Source organism: Vibrio sp. SS-MA-C1-2 (assembly GCF_021513135.1).
Classification (GTDB): domain Bacteria; phylum Pseudomonadota; class Gammaproteobacteria; order Enterobacterales; family Vibrionaceae.
The window spans coordinates 1,501,455-1,519,138 of sequence record NZ_CP090981.1; the positions used below are offsets into that span (position 1 = coordinate 1,501,455).

Here is a 17,684-nt window from a genome sequence, read left to right on the forward strand (position 1 = left end):
ATTGTTATTACCGAATATTTCGTTGAGTTTGTTTACCCATAAAAATCAATTTATCTAAGATCCTTTCACCATCGGCACGTAGTCCATTATGTTCATACTCATTGGTGATCCAAGCTTTTGAATTCGGGATCTTTGTCAATGTCTCGCGGCTGATATCCATTTCCACAAACATATCTTCAGCATAAACAGCACAACTAACAGGAACCTGATTATTTTGCAACTGTTCAGGATCATATAAATCCCCCCAATCTGCTTTGTTAGCCAGTATTTCTGCCGCTTGTTGGAGAGGCTTTAAGTTTTTATATTGTTCAAACATCCAAGGGAAAACCATTTCACCGGTAAAATAGAAAGGTTGATTGGGTTGGTAATCAAAAATATTAACTTGTTTTCTAACTCGATGAGCACTCCAGTTAGAGGCAATCCCTTGGCAGTAGATTGATTCATGAAGCAGTGCATAAATAGGGTGTGTCTGAAACCCTTGTTCCATCAGCATACTATTTAAAAATTCATAACGAAGTTGGTGCTTCCCTTCAATAGTGATAAATGCATTTTCTAATAAGTAGTAGGTAGGAAGAAACGTGTCACTCATACCAAAATTGATACCAATCTGTTGAAACTGTTCCACGGTAAAGCGCTGACCATTAGGTAAAAACTCTTCTTGCTCTATAAGGTGGTTAGCAATTTCTTGACACATCTGTTGGGCTTGAGGGAATTGTTGAAAAAATTGCTGATTTTTCTCTAAAGTCCGTTTAAATGTTGCATGATAAACGTCATCAGGGTGACGATAAATAGAAGGTACGCCACCGGTAATATAGCTTTGTAATAGACTTTCGGGGAAGAGAGATAGATAAGTCAATGAGCAGAACCCACCAAAACTCTGACCTAAAATAGCCCACTTATCGATGTTAAATGCTTTACGGATAAACTCAGCATCACGAACGATATTATCAGCACGAAAGTGAGTCAGGTATTCAGCTTGTTGTGTTGGCGATAAATGCGATAAGGTTTGATGGGATATGACCGAGCTATTTCCTGTTCCTCGTTGATCCAGTAATAAAACACGATATGTTTGTAAGGCGCGCTTAATCCAACCCGAGTGCCCATTCTGACGAGGGGATGGGAAGCCAGGCCCTCCTTGAAAAAACACTAACCAAGGCTTTTGATTATCCTGTTCATCACAAAGTGTTATCTCTCTAGCAAAAACGGAAATAGTGACTTCAGGGCTGGTATAATCTAAAGGGACGGTAAAAGTGTGAGGAGTGAAATTTAATCCATCGTCATTGAAGCTTTGTATTTGCATTCTCATTATCCTTATGAGCATTATTATTTATTAAATTGCATATTATAAGGATATCTACATGATTTAAAGTGTTTTTATATATCATGACACTAAAATGTCGGAGCCTTCAAAAAATAGCTGGATGATTAAAATAGATGCGATTTTTTATCACTATTGGATAAGATAATAAACCTGACGCATTCCTTTCATATACCCAACGTAATTGGAGTTGCTAGTAGGCGGCAAGTGAATAAGGCCCTATGAATATAGATGTGCTATATGATTGGGGCGAATAGATCCTTTTAGCTGAAATAGGTGTGAATATTGAAATATTATATTTCAATATAGTGGCTTTTCTGTCGTATTTTCGTTGGATAAATATCTCACCATGATCCAAGTCAAAAATAAATATACTTTATAACTGGTAAGTGTCGAACATCACGCATTTTAACTATAAAAATAGAGCCTATTTATTAATTAATAGAATGTACTACCACTTGATTGGTATTGTCGTTTTTTCACTAGCTGGCTAATATTTATGGGAAATCTATTCATTTAGGATGTGAAGATGAAGTGTACTCAAAATAGACTGCAACAGTTAGATCAGCAAATAAAAAAGACAAAGATTATTTCTGGGTTAATCATGTTTAGTAATATAGTCATCTCAGTTAGTATTATTTATGTCATGTTCCATTACCTATAAATTTTTTATGACTTATTATTGGCTATTTTCCGGTCGTTGGATTTCATTGTAGACAAAGGATAATTGTCACTTCTCGTTATTTTTTCTATCAATCTCTCGTCGTAATTGTTATTATTTTCTTATTAGATTTATCTTTTTTTTAGGTTTGGATTAAAAATCATTGTCTAAGCTCTATTTTAAGATGTTTTTGTAGGAAATTGATTTCGATTAAGGAGGAAAGAGTGTTGGATATTTTTCTTACCCAGTTTATTTTTTTATGGGCAGTTATCGACCCCATTGGCTCCGTCCCAATTTATTTATCTCAAACACAACATATTCCTGAAAAGCAAAAGAAAATTGTTGCTTTCAAAGCGATTGCTATCTCTTCTGGTGTTTTGTTGTTCTTTCTCATCGCTGGTCAATTGATGTTGGATGCGATGCAGATTCCTCTTCCTGCATTCCAAGCCGCAGGTGGTTTGGTTTTATTACTTTTTGCCTTAACGATGATTTTTGGTGAGAGTAAACCAGAGCAAGAGCAAAAACTGACTCAGAATATGACACGCAAAGAATTAGCCAATATTGCTGTGTATCCTCTTGCTATTCCTTCTATTGCATCACCAGGTGCAATGATGGCGATTGTCATGTTGACGGATAATCATCGTCATTCCTTTGCCGAGCAAGCGATAACAGCAGGGATAATGATGGCCGTTTTACTTATTACATTACTTTTATTGTTGGGAGCACCCTTGATTCAACGTGTTATTGGTAATGTGGGTGCAGCCATCATTAGCCGAGTGATGGGGTTAATACTGGCAGCGATAGCGGTCAATAATTTATTACTTGGAATCAAGAATTTTTACATATAATTAAATTTCATATATGTTTATAGCTACCTCTTTTATTATTTTAAAGATGAATAGCATAAATGGGTATAATTCACTTCCGATAAGAAGAATAAGAGATAACTTATGAGAATAGTCGTTGGAATAACTGGTGCGACAGGCGCACCATTAGCGTATAAAATTTTACAACAACTCAATGAATTAAATGTAGAAACTCATATTATTATCTCTAAATGGGCGAAAGCAACCATCGCACTTGAGACTGATTATACTGTTGATGACTTTAAGCAGTTAGCGGCGACAACCTACTCTTATAATGATCAGGCGGCTGCAGTTTCTAGTGGTTCTTTTAAAGCTGATGCGATGATTATTGTCCCTTGCAGCATGAAAACCTTAGCTGCTATTCGTTGTGGTCTGGCTGATAATTTAATTACTCGTACTGCTGATGTGATGTTAAAAGAGAGACGAGAGCTTATATTGGCGGTACGTGAAACACCATTAAATTCGATTCATTTAGAAAATATGTTATTCCTCTCTAATATGGGGGTACGAATTTGCCCACCTATGCCCGCTTTCTATAATAACCCGAAAACTATTGATGATCTTTTGACCCACAATGCAGTAAGAATTTTAGATCAATTGAACCTTGATCACCCAGATGCAAAACGTTGGAAGAGTTAACACCTTCTTAGCGCTAGGTCTGATGTTGCTTTTATGTTATAAGTTAATTTGATTTATTAATTATTTTTAAATGGACAGGAAATTTAATGGCGATTATTAGGTTTATTTTAGGCAAGATTATTTTGATTCTTAATTTTGTCTTTTCACCAAGCGGTGTGAAACGTTCAGCAGAAGCGCAACAACAAGCAGATGAAAAAGCTAAGTCATTAGTCTTATATCAATTTGAAGCATGCCCTTTTTGTGTCAAAGTTAGACGTGAAATTAAACGTCAATCAATTAATATTGAATTACGTGACGCCAAAAATGATCCGCAAGCTCGTCAAGAATTAGAGCAGGGTGGTGGTCGAGTTAAGGTACCCTGTCTTCGAATCGAAAACGCAGGTGAAGTTACTTGGATGTATGAATCCAGTGATATCATTGCTTATTTGCAGCAAGAGTTTGCTTAAAAATCATTAAAAAAATAAGGCACGGTAATTTGGACTTTTCAATTATCGTGCCTTTTTTGATCTTTAATTATTTTTATCAGAGATTATTTATTCTGTAAAATATAATTCAATGCACCACGTAGGGCAGCGACTTGAGCTTGATTACACTCATCATCGGTTACTTTCGGGCTGTCTGGGTAGACCTCTGTCGTGCAGGTATACGTTGCATCGGTAACGCTGGCACAAAGAGAAAGCGCTTTCAGTGGGTAGTTAATAACACCTTCTTGAGTGATCGCTGAACCAATAATTTCACCTTCTGCATCCGCCGGTGCAATATGTGTGACTTGGCGAACTTCATCGATAATCGCAGTTTGGAAATCATGCTGAGGGTTTTCTGTATCACCGACACCATAAAAACCATCTGGAATAGAGCCTGCAACATACTCAATACCATCACGAGCCGCTAATGCTGGACGAAACTCGCTCTCATCAGTGTCTGTTGTTTCGTGAAGATCAATATGGGCAATAAAATTAGCATTTTGGTGTTGCTTAACCAATTCCATCACTGCCGCTGACTCTTCTGAAGGCGTGTTGTCATAAAACGAACGATTAGGATCGATAGCTTGTGGATTCCAGCGATTAATCACTTCATAACCCCATGGGCTCACACAAGGGATCGCGATAAAATTAAAATCGGCTAAATAATTGTTGATTTCATCGTTTAAGAAAAGCAGAGCACCATGAACACCGCTAGTTTCGTAACCGTGGACACCACCTGTGATTAAAACTGTAGGTTTATTGTTATCCCAGTTTTTTGACTTAATAACAAATAATGGGTATTTCTCTGGTGAATAGCTAAGAGCCCCATGTTGTTGAACATCTAATTTATCTGCCAATGCCGTAATTTTAGTGACAACTTCTTGTAGATATGAGCGTTTAATCGTTGTTTGAGCTAACCATTGTTGCTTTTCTTTATCTTGCCAAACTTGACCGGGTGTACCAATTAGGTAAGTCGTTTGAGTCATGACACTGCCTTTTAATTTCATTATGGTGAGAATGAGACTAGGTTACCATAATTCGAAGGCAATTCTGAGAGCTATTGATAAACTTAGCTTTTGTTTGAATGAAGGAATGATTATTTTGTATTTACCGCCTTTATATTCTTGGTTGTTTCCATTCTCCTCAATTCTTTTAGATGGAGATGATTAAATAGGAAGTTATTATTGGTTCCTATGTCTGGGTATTAATGAGAATTATAATGTTGGTGTTCTAGATCTAATTATTTCGATTAAACTGCAATTCGTTGTTAATGAATGTAAGTAAAGGCTTATTGAGATCTCTTTGCTTTGCAGAACTTTACATTAAAAGCCAAAGTAAAGGTTTTCATATACCTATAACTTCATTACAATAATAAATAATTATTTTATCTACTCTTGCGTTAAATCTGTACTAGATTTAAAAAAGAAAATTATAATCAAAAGATAAATTTGATAGATATTAGGAATGATTGTTTATGAAAAAAGTACTATCACTAGCTATTGCCGCATCTTTGATGAGTGGTTCGGTATTGGCTCAAGATCTAGCTGAGATCTATCAGCAGGCAAAAGAGACAAATCCAAACCTATTAAAAGCGGAAGCAGTGAAAGAGTCTGCTTTTGAAGCGATAAATGAATCTCGTGCTTCACTATTACCACAAATTGATCTAACAGCAGGTTATAATACGAGTTATACAGAAACAGATAATGCACCTATTTCTGGAACCAGTACTACAGGAGCATTATCTGCTGGAGTAGGTTTAAACCAAAGTATCTATAATCGCGCAAATTGGATTAATTTAGATCTCGCTGAGCTAAATGCTCGAGAGAGTGACACTAATTATGCGGTTGAACAGCAGCAGCTGATTTTGGATTCTGCAACGGCATATTTTGACGTATTAAATGCGACGGATAATTTACGTTTTACGCGTGCTGAGAAAAAAGCGGTTGGTCGTCAATTAGAGCAAACAAAACAGCGTTTTGAAGTGGGGCTTTCTGCCATCACTGATGTTCATGATGCTCAAGCTGATTACGATAGCGTTTTAGCCGATGAGATCATTGCAGAAAATAACCTAATTAACAGCTATGAAGAGCTACGTGAGATCACGGGTATCGAGTATAAGAAATTGGATATTCTTGATACTGAGCGTTTCTCGGTGCAACCAGAAAAGCAGAGTGTTGCTCAACTGACCAAAACAGCAGAAGAGAAAAACCTCTCTTTACTTGCTAGCCGTATCAGCCAAGATTCAGCAAAAACACAAATCACCTTGGCGCAGTCTGGACACCTTCCGACTTTAAGTTTTAATGCCGACTATGGCTACAACAATCCATCAGACACTGACGATACTAACAGTTTAACGGCAGGCGTTAATTTAGCCGTTCCTCTGTATACGGGTGGTGCAATTACTTCGCAAGTGAAACAAGCACAACATAACTTTGTTTCCGCTAGTGAAGATCTAGAAGCCACTCAACGCGCAGTGATTAAAAATGTTCGTGCGTCATATAACAACATCAATGCAAGTATCGGTTCTATTCGAGCTTATCAACAGTCTGTGATCTCAGCAAACAGTGCGTTAGAAGCGACAGAAGCTGGGTTTGAAGTGGGTACTCGTACCATTGTTGATGTACTTGATTCAACACGTAGTCTTTATGATGCAAACAGCAAGTTAGCCGATGCACGTTATAGTTACATCATCAATATCCTAAACTTAAAGCAAGCGATGGGGACATTGAGCGAACAAGATATTCTAGATGTTAATAAAGGTCTAAAAGAGGCTAAATAATCAAGTTGATAGAATGATGAGTATCAATGGATTGAATAAATTTTCTCTTTTAATTTAGATTTTTCAATTCATCATTTTAAACAAAGTGAAGATCAATAAGCCGCAATATGAATTAACTAAAAATAGTTGAGACATATTGCGGCTTTTTTATTGGTAATCGAACAACTACTTCTCTATAAAATAGAGATCTTTTGCGTAGATATTGCCTTTTGGATTGTTCTCAGGGAAGCCTCCAAGCGTGTTACGTACAATACGAGTATGCGTGTAGTGGTAGAGTGGGATAATCGGCGTATCCTCAACTAACAGCGCTTCTGCTTGAGTAAATAATTGATAGCGTTGACTTTGGTCAGTTGTCGTACTGGCTTGATCCATTAATTGGTCAAACTTTTTGTTACAATAACCACTCTCATTTTGTACATGTTCACAAGTGAATGAACTTAAAATTGAAGAAGGCTCTGAGTAGTCACCAAATGCCCATGAACGCGCCATTTGGAAGTTACCTAAAGACTTAGCAGAGACATAAGCGTTCCACTCCATATTTTCTAAATGAACTTTAACCCCCAGTGGTTTCCACATCGCAGCGAGTACAATGGCAATTTTTTTATGATTTTCACTGGTGTTGTAATTTAAGGTGAACTCTAATGGATTCTCATCGCTGTACCCAGCTTGTGTTAATAACGCTTTGGCTTTTTCTAAACGCTGTTGTTTACTCAGCTCTGTGTAGTGAGGGGTTGGGTTTTGATAGCTTGGAATAATTGTTGGTACAGCAGTGACGGCTGGTAATTCGCCTTGCCCAGTGATCTTATGGACTAAAATGTCACGATCAACACTCATTGTTAATGCTTGACGTACCGCTTGATTGTCAAAAGGTGGCTCGGTAGTATTAAAAGAGTAGAGATAAGATCCCAGTAAAGAAAGTGATTTGATCTGAGATGGGTCATCTTTGAGTAGACGTTGATACTGCTCTAGCTGTACTCGATTCGTCATGTCTACTTCACCCGCTTGATAACGAGTCAGTTCCGCATTTTGTGATTCTAATCCTAAGTAGGTGACACGATTTAGTACCGTATTTTTATTATCCCAATAATTTGGATTACGGACGACTTCAACATATTCATTCGCCACCCATTTAGACAAAATAAATGCGCCGTTTGTGACAATATTTCCAGATTTTGTCCAACTATCACCAAACTTTTCGATTTGGTGTTGAGGTAAAGGAACGAAGGTTTTAACACTCATCAAGCTAATAAAATAAGGCGTTGGTTTACTCAGTTTTACTTCAACCGTTTTATTATCAACTGCTCGTATGCCTAATTGATCTGCCGACATTTTACCTGCAATGATTTGGTCTGCATTAAGCACATTAGCGCTCGTAAAATAGTAGCTGGTGCTATTGCCTGTATTGGGATCGACACCTCGTTTCCAGCTATATACAAAGTCAGAAGCGGTTAAAGGAGTATCATTTGACCAAATTAAGTTATCGCGAAGGGTAAAGGTGATGGTCTTTCCATTTGGGCTAATCGTCCATGACTTTGCTTGTGCAGGAACAATATTGCCTTGGCTATCTTCAATCACAAAGCCTTCAAACATATCGGTTGCAATAATATCAGCGGGCATGCCAGGATCGACAAAAGAGGGATCGAGTGACGTTGGCTCTGCACCATTACCTCGCACAAGGTGTTGCTCTTTAGCAAGGGTCACGTTGTCAGGGACATTTGCTGCTAGTGTAGAAAAGCTGGCAGTCATTAGCGAGCTTGAAAGTAACGTTAAAATGAATTTTTTTCCTAAATTCCTTGTCATATCAGTACATCCTTGCACTATTTTAAATTGGAATATTTATTTAACATGACAAGGGTGGGATTTGCAATAGCGGATTTATCGACAGACAAACAATAATTTGGATACGATGGTCACTCTGCAAAAAAGTTAGGATAATAATTTAAGTGTGATTCCGTAATTTCAGCCATTTTTTTTGCGCTGGCAAGTAAACAGTCAGCGTCAGCGATCTGGAACGACTTTGCGGCTTTTTTCTCTAAAAATTCATCGGTTAATTTTCGATATTTTAATGAAATGTCACCGACTGGACTTTGATGACTAAACATCGAAACTTGGTGACGTTCGCCATGATGTAGTAAAGAGAATTGCGTTGGAAATTTTGTTAGTCGATGGGGGACATAGTGCCACTCTTCGATACTATGAATAAAGGTGTTTTTACTTAAGTCACAACCGATGAAGAGGATTTGGGCATCAATATCATAGAGCTTTCCCCAAACGCCCTCTCTTGGACAGGGGGTTGTACACTCTTCTTCATTAGCGATAAATTGTTCTGTATCTTTGCCAAGAATGGCGACGGAGTGAGTGGGGTGAAGTGAACGTAAAACATTAGGACGTTGACGAAATAGTTCGCTTAAAATCCCCACACATGAAGGCTCAGTCTCTGGGTTGAAAATATTATTCGGGTTACTGGTTTCATGCCAAGAGTGAGTGGGGAAGATCAACCAACCGTCTTGCATATATTCAATAAGGGCATCTAAAACCGTGTCTGCACCCCCTTCAACATCGCCTAATGACTTCATCGAGGAGTGAACAACTAAGGTTCTGGTTGGATCAATGTTTGCTCGAGATAAATCAGTAAGCAAGCTGGTTCTGGTATGCATTATTATGACTCTATATCGTAAATGGCTTTATTTAAACATAAAATAAAAGCTTATTTTTTCAATACTAGAATTTAGGAATAGTGATAGTAATCACAACAACTTAAAAGAAGAGTATAAAGGTGTGATCCACTGGACACTTATTTATTTGTCGTTGAAAAAAGCACGTTTATTTCCAGACAGGTGAAGTGGGATAGTCAGAAAATAAAAGTGCCTAGATTTTTGATCTTGATTCAATCAGATAAACCCATACCTAAAATAATGGGTGCTGCTAATCGGCGACAAGTGAATGAGGCCGATGAGTATAGGAGAACTCTATGATTAAGGACGAATGAACGCAGTCAATAATCTAGCAGCTTTAAGTATGGTGAATATTTAACATTTAATGGGTTAAATATGTCTTTAAGAATTCGGTAATAGAGACCATATCTTCGATAGTAATGAACTCTTCAGTGGTGTGGACTTTCGCCATACCAGTAGAAAGGTTAACGGTTTTAATGCCTCGACCATTAAAGATATTGGCATCACTGCCACCACCCGTTGATTTGGTTTGAGCATCAATACCATTTAAGGCAAATGCGGCTTTAATTTTTTCTACATGTTGATCGTTGCTATCGATGTTGTAGGCATTATAAGCGCGTTTAGAGGCAATATTGATTTTAGCACCGTGTTTTTCTGCCGCTTGCTCAAAAGTTACAATCATGTGATCAACTTGAGCTTGTAGCTTCTCATCATTTAAAGAGCGGGCTTCAGCTTCAATATAAAGATCAGGCATGACGATATTTGTTGCCTGGCCACCATTAACCACACCAATATTTGCTGTTGTTTCATGGTCAATACGAGAAAGTTTCATATTAGTAATGGCATCGGCAGCGACGGTTAGGGCATTAATTCCCTCTTCTGGCGCGAGACCCGCATGAGCAGGTTTACCGGTAATGTTCACTTTTATATTTTGCTGTCCCGGCGCGACGGTAATAATGGTTCCGATAGGGCCACCTGAATCAAGTACAATCGCTTGTGTTGCACTCACTTTTTCAAGATCGAAGTGTTGAGAACCGTGTAAACCACCTTCTTCGTAAACCGTGAAGGCAATTTCAATGGTTTGATGCGCTAAGTTTTCAGTTTTGATAACACGAACGGCTTCCATAATCGCAGCAATACCCGATTTATCATCGCCACCAAGAATCGTGTCACCTTGTGAGCGGATCACACCCTCTTCGATAATTGGCACAATGTTATTACCTGGTGTTACCGTATCCATGTGACAACTTAGGAGAATGGTGCCTTCAAGAGAGCCTTCTAATCGAGCATAGATATTTGAGCCATTAGATATATTTTCAGGTACAGGCAGCTTTTCAACATTAAAACCAATTTCAGTTAATTGGTGTGCTAATGTTTCAGAAATCTCTTTCTCATTACGTGATTCACTGTCTATTTTGATTAATTCGATAAAGTGTTCAATTAGGCGATCTTGATTAATTGTCGTCATTTTAATTTCTCCATAATAATCATGTCATTTTACATTAACTAAAAATAGAAAGATTAGATGAGCATCAAGAAAGTCATTTTCTGTTCGTTATTTTTTCTAGTAACTAATTGAAATTAAACAGTTAGTTTGTATTTTTTGTGATGTGATCGTTAAGTCTTCGGTTGATTTTTATCATTGTTGTCGTTTTGTTCTCAATTTGATAACAATGCTCAATATGATAGCGGTACTTCTTATTATTTGTGAACCCGTTAACTCAATGATGAAACCTGAGTGATTATTGTTCAAATTGAATGAATAAAACTCAGCTCTCATTTTTTGATCGTATTCGGTTTTTAAATTCACCATATTCTGTTTTTGGATCACAAAATAAAATGATACAAAGAAAATGAAATTTCATGGTGCAGAAATTGCTCAATTGTCGTTATACACATTTTGAAAATCAACTTGATAAATTTATTTTTGCTCTTTATTAGCCCAAATTTATTGGTTATAGCGAAAAAGCAAACCTGTAAAGTAAAGATATGTTCCCAATTAGAAAACGGGATTGTGCTAAAGAAGAGCCATTTTTAGCAAAGGACAGTATCAAATGAAGTTATTATATAATGTTGAAGATAAACCACAGTTAGGCACGACAATTTTATTAGCATTACAGCATATGTTGGCGGCCATGGGGGCGATTATTGCTGTTCCTTTGGTTGTAGGTAGTGCTATTGGCTTACCTACTGATCAAATGGTGATTTTAGTGAATGCCGCATTGATGGTGTCAGGTGTGGTGACGATTATTCAATGTAAAGGGGTTGGGCCAGTAGGGATTCGTTTACCTGTTGTTATGGGAACCAGCTTTACGTTTGTTGCTATCGCGATTTCCATTGGATTAGATGCCGGTGTTTCTGGGATCTTTGGTGCTGCGCTTATCGGCTCTTTAGTGATGATTGTTGGTAGTCGTTTTATGCCACAAATCCGTAAACTGTTCCCACCTGTCGTTTCAGGGACAGTAGTTATGTTGATTGGTTTAACCATCTTGCCTGTTTCCGTTGACTGGTTTGCTGGTGGTTTTGTTGGCCAAGAAGGTTATGGTTCACTCTCAAATTTGATGCTTGGGCTATTAGTTCTGGTTGTAGTGATTGCGCTTTCTCAGTTAGGTAAAGGCATTATTTCTGCTGCTGCGATCGTCATTGGGATGGGAGTGGGTTACTTTGTGGCAATGATGATGGGAATTGTTGATTTCTCGCCAGTGAAAGATGCCAAATTCTTTGCATTACCTGAACTTTTACCGTTTGGCATTACCTTTACTGTGAGTGGTGTCATTGGGATGTCTATCGCCTATCTTGTCACTATTATGGAATCTACCGGAGACTTCTTAGCACTTAGTGATGCGACACACACAAAATTGACGGGTAAGAAACTCTCTCGTGGTATTTTATGTGATGGGGTAGGAAGTGCATTAGCCTCGATGTTTGGTACGACTCCTTTCTCTTCGTTTAGTCAAAATGTCGGTATTGTCTCTATTACGGGTGTCGCAAGTCGCCATGTTGTTGCGATGACAGGTATTTTGATGTTGCTTGCCGGTTTATTTCCTAAATTAGGTGGCTTAGTGGTGACCATTCCTACACCGGTATTAGGTGGTGCAGGGTTAGTGATGTTCGCAATGATCATTTCTGCAGGGATAAATATTTTATCTCGAATCAACTTTACTAAGCGTAATATGTTAATTATTGCTGTTGGTGTTGCATCTGGTATGGCGGTCACTGTTCGTCCAGAAGTGCTGACTTATCTTCCAGATTCTCTGAAAGTTATTTTAGGCTCAGGGATCACAACAGGTTCATTAGTTGCATTAATTTTGAATATTGCCTTAAGTGTTGATCGTGCGGATGAGGCTGAAAGTGCAGAGGATAAGCGTGAAGCATTGGTTGAGCAGATCAAAGAGTGTGAAGCTTGTAATCAAGCACTTCTAGAACAAGAGCAACAACAAGCTCAGATTCGAGAAGAAGCAAAAATTTAAACCACTATCCCCTTTATACTTGAAGTCGCTAGGTTGTTGGCTGTACTCGCTCGCCCCAATTATAGAGTACATCTATACTCATGGGGCCTCACTCACTTGCCGCCTACTAGCATCGCCAATTATTTTAGGTATATATTAGATGGTAAATGGTATACTGATGAAACTAAATATTGACAGTTTAGTCATCAAACAGTATCTTTATCGTCAAAGAACGATTTGGTTGGTGGTTAGCGTTAATCAATCGCAAGTTATGCTTCACCTAATGATCGATATTGTGAACAAATAGCATATTTACAATAGATGCTTTATCAAAATATTCAATTAGTTGGAATGAACTTAATCGTAAACAGTGTAAGTTGAGACTAAACATGAAATGTTCCCCAGCAACAGAAGTGACATTTAAAGCTAATCCTGATGAATTGGTTGAAGAAGAGGCATTTGCATTATTAGCAAAAGCGTTATCTCATCCAGCAAGAGTGCATATTTTACGTATTCTTAATCGAATGGAAAATGCAGGGGATTGCTTGAACAGTGATTTAGTTTCTCAATTGGGTTTAGCGCAGTCTACGGTATCTGAGCACTTAAGAATACTTAAGAAAGCAGAACTGATTACTGCAACGCCGAAGCCACCAAAAGTTTGTTATCGTATCAATAAAGCGAAGTTAACTGACTTTTCTGCACTGTTTTCTGGTATTTATAGATAAATTGAATTTATATAAGCCAATAAGAGATCTCTTATTGGTTTTATTTTGCTTTAATGAATCGCTATTCGACGATTGTCGATGGCTGTTCTGTGTAATACTTTTTAAGTTATATTATTTAAGACGACACGACAATGGAGAGAGAAATGCAACCAAAATTAGGTTTTCTAGACCGCTTTTTAACATTATGGATATTTATCGCAATGGCGGTGGGTGTCATTATTGGTCTATTCAATCCCAAAGCTATCGCAGAGTGGAATGAGTCACTTTCAGTTGGCAGTACCAATATCCCATTAGCAATTGGTTTGATATTAATGATGTATCCACCACTGGCTAAAGTAAATTACACTCTTTTAGGTAAAGTATTTAAAGATCGTCAGGCAATCACTCTTTCGCTAGTTTTAAACTGGTTAGTTGGCCCTGTTTTAATGTTTCTGTTAGCGATTACTTTTTTAAGAGATCAACCGGACTTAATGGTTGGCGTTATCTTAATCGGTCTCGCTCGTTGTATTGCTATGGTTCTTGTTTGGAATGATATCGGTGGTGGTAACAAAGAATATGGTGCAGCATTAGTCGCGTTGAACAGTGTTTTCCAAATTATTACTTACAGTTTCTTTGCTTGGTTATTTATCACTGTATTACCACCATTCTTTGGTGTTGATGGTCAAGCGGTTGAGATCTCAATTCTAGATATTGCTCACAGTGTCCTGATTTATCTTGGCGTACCTTTTGTTATGGGCTTCCTAAGCCGTAAAATCCTAGTCGCTAAAAAAGGTGAGAAGTGGTACACAGACGTCTTTATCCCTAAAATTTCACCAATTACCTTAATTGCATTACTGTTAACAATTGTTCTGATGTTTAGTTTAAAAGGCGAGATGATTGTTGAACTGCCAATGCAAGTGGTTGATGTTGCAATTCCATTAATTATCTATTTTGTATTGATGTTCTTTATTAGCTTCTTTATGGGCAAAAAAATGGGCTTACCATTTGATAAGAATGCGTCTATCGCTTATACCGCAACAGGAAATAACTTTGAGCTTGCGATTGCCGTTGCTATTGCGGTATTTGGTCTGAATTCAGCCCAAGCGTTTGCTGGCGTTATTGGTCCTTTGGTCGAGGTACCTGTTTTGATTGCATTAGTGAATGTGACTCTCAAAATGAAGAAGCATTACTCGGTGAAAAAAGTTCAATAGAAAAGTCGTTGTCGAAATATCGCAATAAAAAAGGTGGCTCATTGAGTCACCTTTTTTTGTTTGTGATATCCGATTTTTACTCGAAGTTGTTAGGTTGTTGGCTGGGTTTGTCTCTCTTATTTCTCATCGACTAGCCATCCTAATTACTTTAGGTGTCAATAATATTGGGTTGGATATTCGATGTTAACTTGTGGGTATATTTGGTATTGTGATCATTTACGCTAAAATTGTCATATTTAAGATAATGAAATTATTGTTTTTAATCATTGATTATTAGATGAGGTACTGACTTGAAGAACTTTCAACTAACTCAACAGAAAATCAAAGCAGATCTTCAACAGTTAGCTTTAATTGATCCCAAACTTCAACAATGGATTGAAGAGTATGGGTTTCCACAATATAAGGCTCGTGACCATAGCTTTGAGGCTTTCGCGAATGTTATTTTGGGTCAACAGTTGTCCGTTAAAGCAGCACACACTATTAGGTTGAGGACACAAACGCTATTACCTGAATTTACTCCTGATGCATTTTTAAATATTAGTGATGATGAACTAAGAGCGGTAGGGTGGTCGAGACGAAAAATTGATTATGCCAAAGGGTTGTCTGAAGCTATGGTCACAGGCAGTTTTGAACTATCGGTTCTAGAACAACTTTCCGATCAAGAGGCAATATCTTATATCATTCAACTTAAAGGGTTTGGTGTTTGGTCAGCGCAAATTTATTTACTCTTCTCATTAGGGCGTTTAGATATCTTACCGGCTGGTGATTTAGTGATTAGAAAAGCTATCTCTAATCTTTATGAGTTAGAAGAGGTTGTGGATGAGGAGGAGACAATTCGATTAGGGGAAAACTACCAACATTATCGTAGTGCATTGGCTATTATGCTCTGGCATCGCTTCAACTTATCTCCTTTTAAATGATTTTATTTCAAATGTTTAGTGAAAATTAATAGTTATTACTAACTAGCGATAATCGAGAAGTTAACAATAAAATTAAAAAAAAACTTGCGGAAGTGAGCACTCCTTTCTATGCTTAAAAAGTTAGTAGAACATCACTAACCAGTAACACCGCAACACAGAAATATCGCAATACAGAAACACCGTTTTACCAGTAACACCGCAACACAGAAATATCGCAATACAGAAACACCGTTTTACCAGTAACACCGCAACACAGAAATATCGCAATACAGAAACACCGTTTTACCAGTAACACCGCAACACAGAAATATCGCAATACAGAAACACCGTTTTACCAGTAACACCGCAACACAGAAATATCGCAATACAGAAACACCGTTTTACCAGTAACACCGCAACACAGAAATATCGCAATACAGAAACACCGTTTTACCAGTAACACCGCAACACAGAAATATCGCAATATAGAAACACCGTTTTACCAGTAACACCGCAACATAGAAATATCGCAATACAGAAACACCGTTTTACCAGTAACACCGCAACACAGAAATATCGCAACACAGAAACACCGTTTTACCAGTAACACCGCAACACCGCAACACAGAAATACAGAAACACCGTTTTACCAGTAACACCGCAACATAGAAATATCGTAATACAGTAACACCGCAACATAGAAATATCGCAATACAGAAACACCGTTTTACCAGTAACACCGCAACACAGAAATATCGCAACACAGAAACACCGTTTTACCAGTAACACCGCAACACAGAAATACCGTAATACAGAAACACCGTTTTACCAGTAACACCGCAACATAGAAATATCGTAATACAGTAACACCGCAACATAGAAATATCGCAATACAGAAACACCGTAATACAAGTAATACAGAAAGTGTAATTTAGTAAAGTAAGTGAAAAAATGAATATTATTGTAATTGTTATATAAAGCCACTTCATGTTCTTATGTCGTGGCTTTTCTTATTTTATAACCTATGTGCGTACTTCAAGCCAGAGGGGTATAATTCATCCTTTAGCTTGAGTAATATATTGTGAATGATATTGAAAAAATAATCAGTGAATTTACCTCAATAGAGCAAGCGCTTGATTATTTCGATATTGGCTATGATAGCCAGTTTATTGATGAGTTTCGTTTGCCCCTAATAAAGCGGTTTAATGATTATCTGATTTTAGAAAAACCCGATGATTGGTTTTCTGCTCGCCGCGCGCTAAAAAATGCTTATTGTAAAATCCAACGTAGTCGATTAGATAAACATAGCCGATCTGCTTGTCGAGGCTGTACCAGTTGTCAACGTCGTTAATCTTCTGTTGTTAATTCTTCTCATGACATCTCTTTTTTAGCTTGATTGTTGGATGCCAGAGCACTGCACATGATTAGTAGTGGTAACGACAAGAAATTATCGTTATCGCTTGCTCATCGACTGCATAAACAAGTCTGTTTGTGTTATCAATACGACGTGACCAAAAACCAGATAGGTTTTCTTTTAATGGTTCTGGTTTTCCGATACCCTGAGATGGGGAGCGCTTAACATCATTGATGAGTTTGTTAATACGTTTTAGCGTTCTTTTATCTTGAGTTTGCCAATACAGGTAGTCAGCCCAAGCGTCATCAGTCCACGATAGTAAACGTTGACTACTATTCATCAATTAACTCTCGCTCTGTTGTTTTATCCGCTTTATATTGTGCTATAGAACGATTTAGATGTTCTGTATTTTTAGGTGAACGTAGTAAGTACACCGTTTCCATTAAACTGTTGTAATAGTCGAGTGACATTACGACAGCATCTTCAGAATCACGGCGTGTAATTACTGTTGTATCAGCATCATTAACGACACCATCCAAAACCGCCTTAAGACTATTCCGAGCTTCAGTAAAAGAGACAATTTTCATAAGATTTTCCTACATGTACAATTTGTTGAACAAGTATAATATTCATTAATCCACTTGTACAGGAAGTTGTACATAAGA

The 17,684-nt window shown here is 37.6% G+C and carries 17 protein-coding genes; 10 read left to right on the forward strand and 7 right to left on the reverse strand.

The genetic code is table 11. The annotated features are described in order from the left end of the window. Positions 1 to 7: 7 nt before the first annotated feature. Positions 8 to 1,300, reverse strand: coding sequence for an alpha/beta fold hydrolase (locus tag L0B53_RS11420; RefSeq protein WP_235062149.1), 1,293 nt, complete (start codon positions 1,298 to 1,300; stop codon positions 8 to 10). 903 nt (positions 1,301 to 2,203) lie between these two features. On the opposite strand from L0B53_RS11420, the gene L0B53_RS11425 reads away from it, so the two are divergent. The 3 genes from L0B53_RS11425 (at position 2,204) to L0B53_RS11435 (ending at position 3,930) form a co-directional block, all read left to right on the forward strand. Beyond that, positions 2,204 to 2,827, forward strand: coding sequence for a MarC family protein (locus L0B53_RS11425; RefSeq protein ID WP_235062150.1), 624 nt, complete (start codon positions 2,204 to 2,206; stop codon positions 2,825 to 2,827). 102 nt (positions 2,828 to 2,929) lie between these two features. Then, the gene (locus L0B53_RS11430) at positions 2,930 to 3,484 is read left to right on the forward strand and encodes a UbiX family flavin prenyltransferase (protein WP_235062151.1); all 555 of its coding nucleotides are present in this window, start codon (positions 2,930 to 2,932) and stop codon (positions 3,482 to 3,484) included. Positions 3,485 to 3,570: 86 nt separating this feature from the next. Next, complete coding sequence (locus L0B53_RS11435) at positions 3,571 to 3,930, forward strand: glutaredoxin domain-containing protein (RefSeq protein WP_235062152.1); 360 nt, start codon at positions 3,571 to 3,573, stop codon at positions 3,928 to 3,930. An 83-nt stretch (positions 3,931 to 4,013) separates the two neighbouring features. On the opposite strand, the gene L0B53_RS11440 is transcribed toward L0B53_RS11435, so the two are convergent. Continuing rightward, positions 4,014 to 4,934, reverse strand: a complete 921-nt coding sequence (locus L0B53_RS11440) for a M14 family metallocarboxypeptidase (protein WP_235062153.1) — start codon at positions 4,932 to 4,934, stop codon at positions 4,014 to 4,016. 488 nt (positions 4,935 to 5,422) lie between these two features. On the opposite strand from L0B53_RS11440, the gene tolC reads away from it, so the two are divergent. Then, positions 5,423 to 6,727: an outer membrane channel protein TolC gene (gene tolC, locus L0B53_RS11445; RefSeq protein WP_235062154.1), complete on the forward strand. Its 1,305-nt coding sequence runs from the start codon at positions 5,423 to 5,425 to the stop codon at positions 6,725 to 6,727. A gap of 165 nt (positions 6,728 to 6,892) precedes the next feature. Here the strand turns inward: tolC and L0B53_RS11450 are convergent, their stop codons facing one another. The 3 genes from L0B53_RS11450 to L0B53_RS11460 form a co-directional block, all read right to left on the reverse strand. After that, the gene (locus L0B53_RS11450) at positions 6,893 to 8,527 is read right to left on the reverse strand and encodes a peptide ABC transporter substrate-binding protein (protein WP_235062155.1); all 1,635 of its coding nucleotides are present in this window, start codon (positions 8,525 to 8,527) and stop codon (positions 6,893 to 6,895) included. Between the two features lie 110 nt (positions 8,528 to 8,637). Next, positions 8,638 to 9,384 (reverse strand): AAC(3) family N-acetyltransferase, encoded by a 747-nt coding sequence (locus L0B53_RS11455; protein WP_235062156.1) that lies wholly within the window; start codon positions 9,382 to 9,384, stop codon positions 8,638 to 8,640. Between the two features lie 379 nt (positions 9,385 to 9,763). Further along, positions 9,764 to 10,870, reverse strand: a complete 1,107-nt coding sequence (locus L0B53_RS11460) for a M20/M25/M40 family metallo-hydrolase (RefSeq protein WP_235062157.1) — start codon at positions 10,868 to 10,870, stop codon at positions 9,764 to 9,766. Between the two features lie 586 nt (positions 10,871 to 11,456). Here L0B53_RS11460 and L0B53_RS11465 point away from each other — a divergent pair. The 6 genes from L0B53_RS11465 (at position 11,457) to L0B53_RS11485 (ending at position 17,016) form a co-directional block, all read left to right on the forward strand. Next, entirely contained in the window at positions 11,457 to 12,872 is a 1,416-nt protein-coding gene (locus L0B53_RS11465) for a nucleobase:cation symporter-2 family protein (RefSeq protein ID WP_235062158.1), read from the forward strand. 157 nt (positions 12,873 to 13,029) lie between these two features. After that, positions 13,030 to 13,158 carry a hypothetical protein gene (locus tag L0B53_RS19400; RefSeq protein WP_260115581.1) on the forward strand — a complete coding sequence of 43 codons (129 nt, stop codon included), beginning with the start codon at positions 13,030 to 13,032 and terminating at the stop codon, positions 13,156 to 13,158. A gap of 82 nt (positions 13,159 to 13,240) precedes the next feature. Next, the gene (locus L0B53_RS11470) at positions 13,241 to 13,576 is read left to right on the forward strand and encodes a helix-turn-helix transcriptional regulator (RefSeq protein ID WP_235062159.1); all 336 of its coding nucleotides are present in this window, start codon (positions 13,241 to 13,243) and stop codon (positions 13,574 to 13,576) included. A gap of 143 nt (positions 13,577 to 13,719) precedes the next feature. Continuing rightward, positions 13,720 to 14,766 (forward strand): ACR3 family arsenite efflux transporter, encoded by a 1,047-nt coding sequence (gene arsB / locus L0B53_RS11475; protein WP_235062160.1) that lies wholly within the window; start codon positions 13,720 to 13,722, stop codon positions 14,764 to 14,766. Positions 14,767 to 15,056: 290 nt separating this feature from the next. After that, positions 15,057 to 15,686, forward strand: coding sequence for a DNA-3-methyladenine glycosylase (locus tag L0B53_RS11480; protein WP_235062161.1), 630 nt, complete (start codon positions 15,057 to 15,059; stop codon positions 15,684 to 15,686). A 1,060-nt stretch (positions 15,687 to 16,746) separates the two neighbouring features. After that, complete coding sequence (locus L0B53_RS11485; RefSeq protein WP_235062162.1) at positions 16,747 to 17,016, forward strand: nitrogenase-stabilizing/protective protein NifW; 270 nt, start codon at positions 16,747 to 16,749, stop codon at positions 17,014 to 17,016. A gap of 73 nt (positions 17,017 to 17,089) precedes the next feature. Here the strand turns inward: L0B53_RS11485 and L0B53_RS11490 are convergent, their stop codons facing one another. Together L0B53_RS11490 and L0B53_RS11495 are read right to left on the reverse strand one after the other, a co-directional pair. Next, a complete protein-coding gene (locus L0B53_RS11490; protein ID WP_235062163.1) occupies positions 17,090 to 17,359 on the reverse strand; it encodes a Txe/YoeB family addiction module toxin in 270 nt (89 codons plus the stop codon). After that, positions 17,352 to 17,606, reverse strand: coding sequence for a type II toxin-antitoxin system Phd/YefM family antitoxin (locus tag L0B53_RS11495; protein ID WP_235062164.1), 255 nt, complete (start codon positions 17,604 to 17,606; stop codon positions 17,352 to 17,354). The genes L0B53_RS11490 and L0B53_RS11495 overlap by 8 nt, the downstream gene beginning before the upstream one ends. Positions 17,607 to 17,684 lie beyond the last annotated feature (78 nt).

Excerpts from the sequence above, each read along its gene's own strand:
- L0B53_RS11440 (WP_235062153.1), bottom strand. The coding sequence starts at position 4,934 with ATGACTCAAACGACTTACCTAATTGGTACACCCGGTCAAGTTTGGCAA.
- L0B53_RS11420 (WP_235062149.1), bottom strand. The coding sequence starts at position 1,300 with ATGCAAATACAAAGCTTCAATGACGATGGATTAAATTTCACTCCTCAC.
- arsB (WP_235062160.1), top strand. The coding sequence starts at position 13,720 with ATGCAACCAAAATTAGGTTTTCTAGACCGCTTTTTAACATTATGGATA.
- L0B53_RS11435 (WP_235062152.1), top strand. The coding sequence starts at position 3,571 with ATGGCGATTATTAGGTTTATTTTAGGCAAGATTATTTTGATTCTTAAT.
- L0B53_RS11470 (WP_235062159.1), top strand. The coding sequence starts at position 13,241 with ATGAAATGTTCCCCAGCAACAGAAGTGACATTTAAAGCTAATCCTGAT.
- L0B53_RS19400 (WP_260115581.1), top strand. The coding sequence starts at position 13,030 with ATGAAACTAAATATTGACAGTTTAGTCATCAAACAGTATCTTTATCGT.
- L0B53_RS11430 (WP_235062151.1), top strand. The coding sequence starts at position 2,930 with ATGAGAATAGTCGTTGGAATAACTGGTGCGACAGGCGCACCATTAGCG.
- L0B53_RS11490 (WP_235062163.1), bottom strand. The coding sequence starts at position 17,359 with ATGAATAGTAGTCAACGTTTACTATCGTGGACTGATGACGCTTGGGCT.
- L0B53_RS11455 (WP_235062156.1), bottom strand. The coding sequence starts at position 9,384 with ATGCATACCAGAACCAGCTTGCTTACTGATTTATCTCGAGCAAACATT.
- L0B53_RS11465 (WP_235062158.1), top strand. The coding sequence starts at position 11,457 with ATGAAGTTATTATATAATGTTGAAGATAAACCACAGTTAGGCACGACA.
- L0B53_RS11495 (WP_235062164.1), bottom strand. The coding sequence starts at position 17,606 with ATGAAAATTGTCTCTTTTACTGAAGCTCGGAATAGTCTTAAGGCGGTT.
- L0B53_RS11450 (WP_235062155.1), bottom strand. The coding sequence starts at position 8,527 with ATGACAAGGAATTTAGGAAAAAAATTCATTTTAACGTTACTTTCAAGC.
- L0B53_RS11460 (WP_235062157.1), bottom strand. The coding sequence starts at position 10,870 with ATGACGACAATTAATCAAGATCGCCTAATTGAACACTTTATCGAATTA.
- tolC (WP_235062154.1), top strand. The coding sequence starts at position 5,423 with ATGAAAAAAGTACTATCACTAGCTATTGCCGCATCTTTGATGAGTGGT.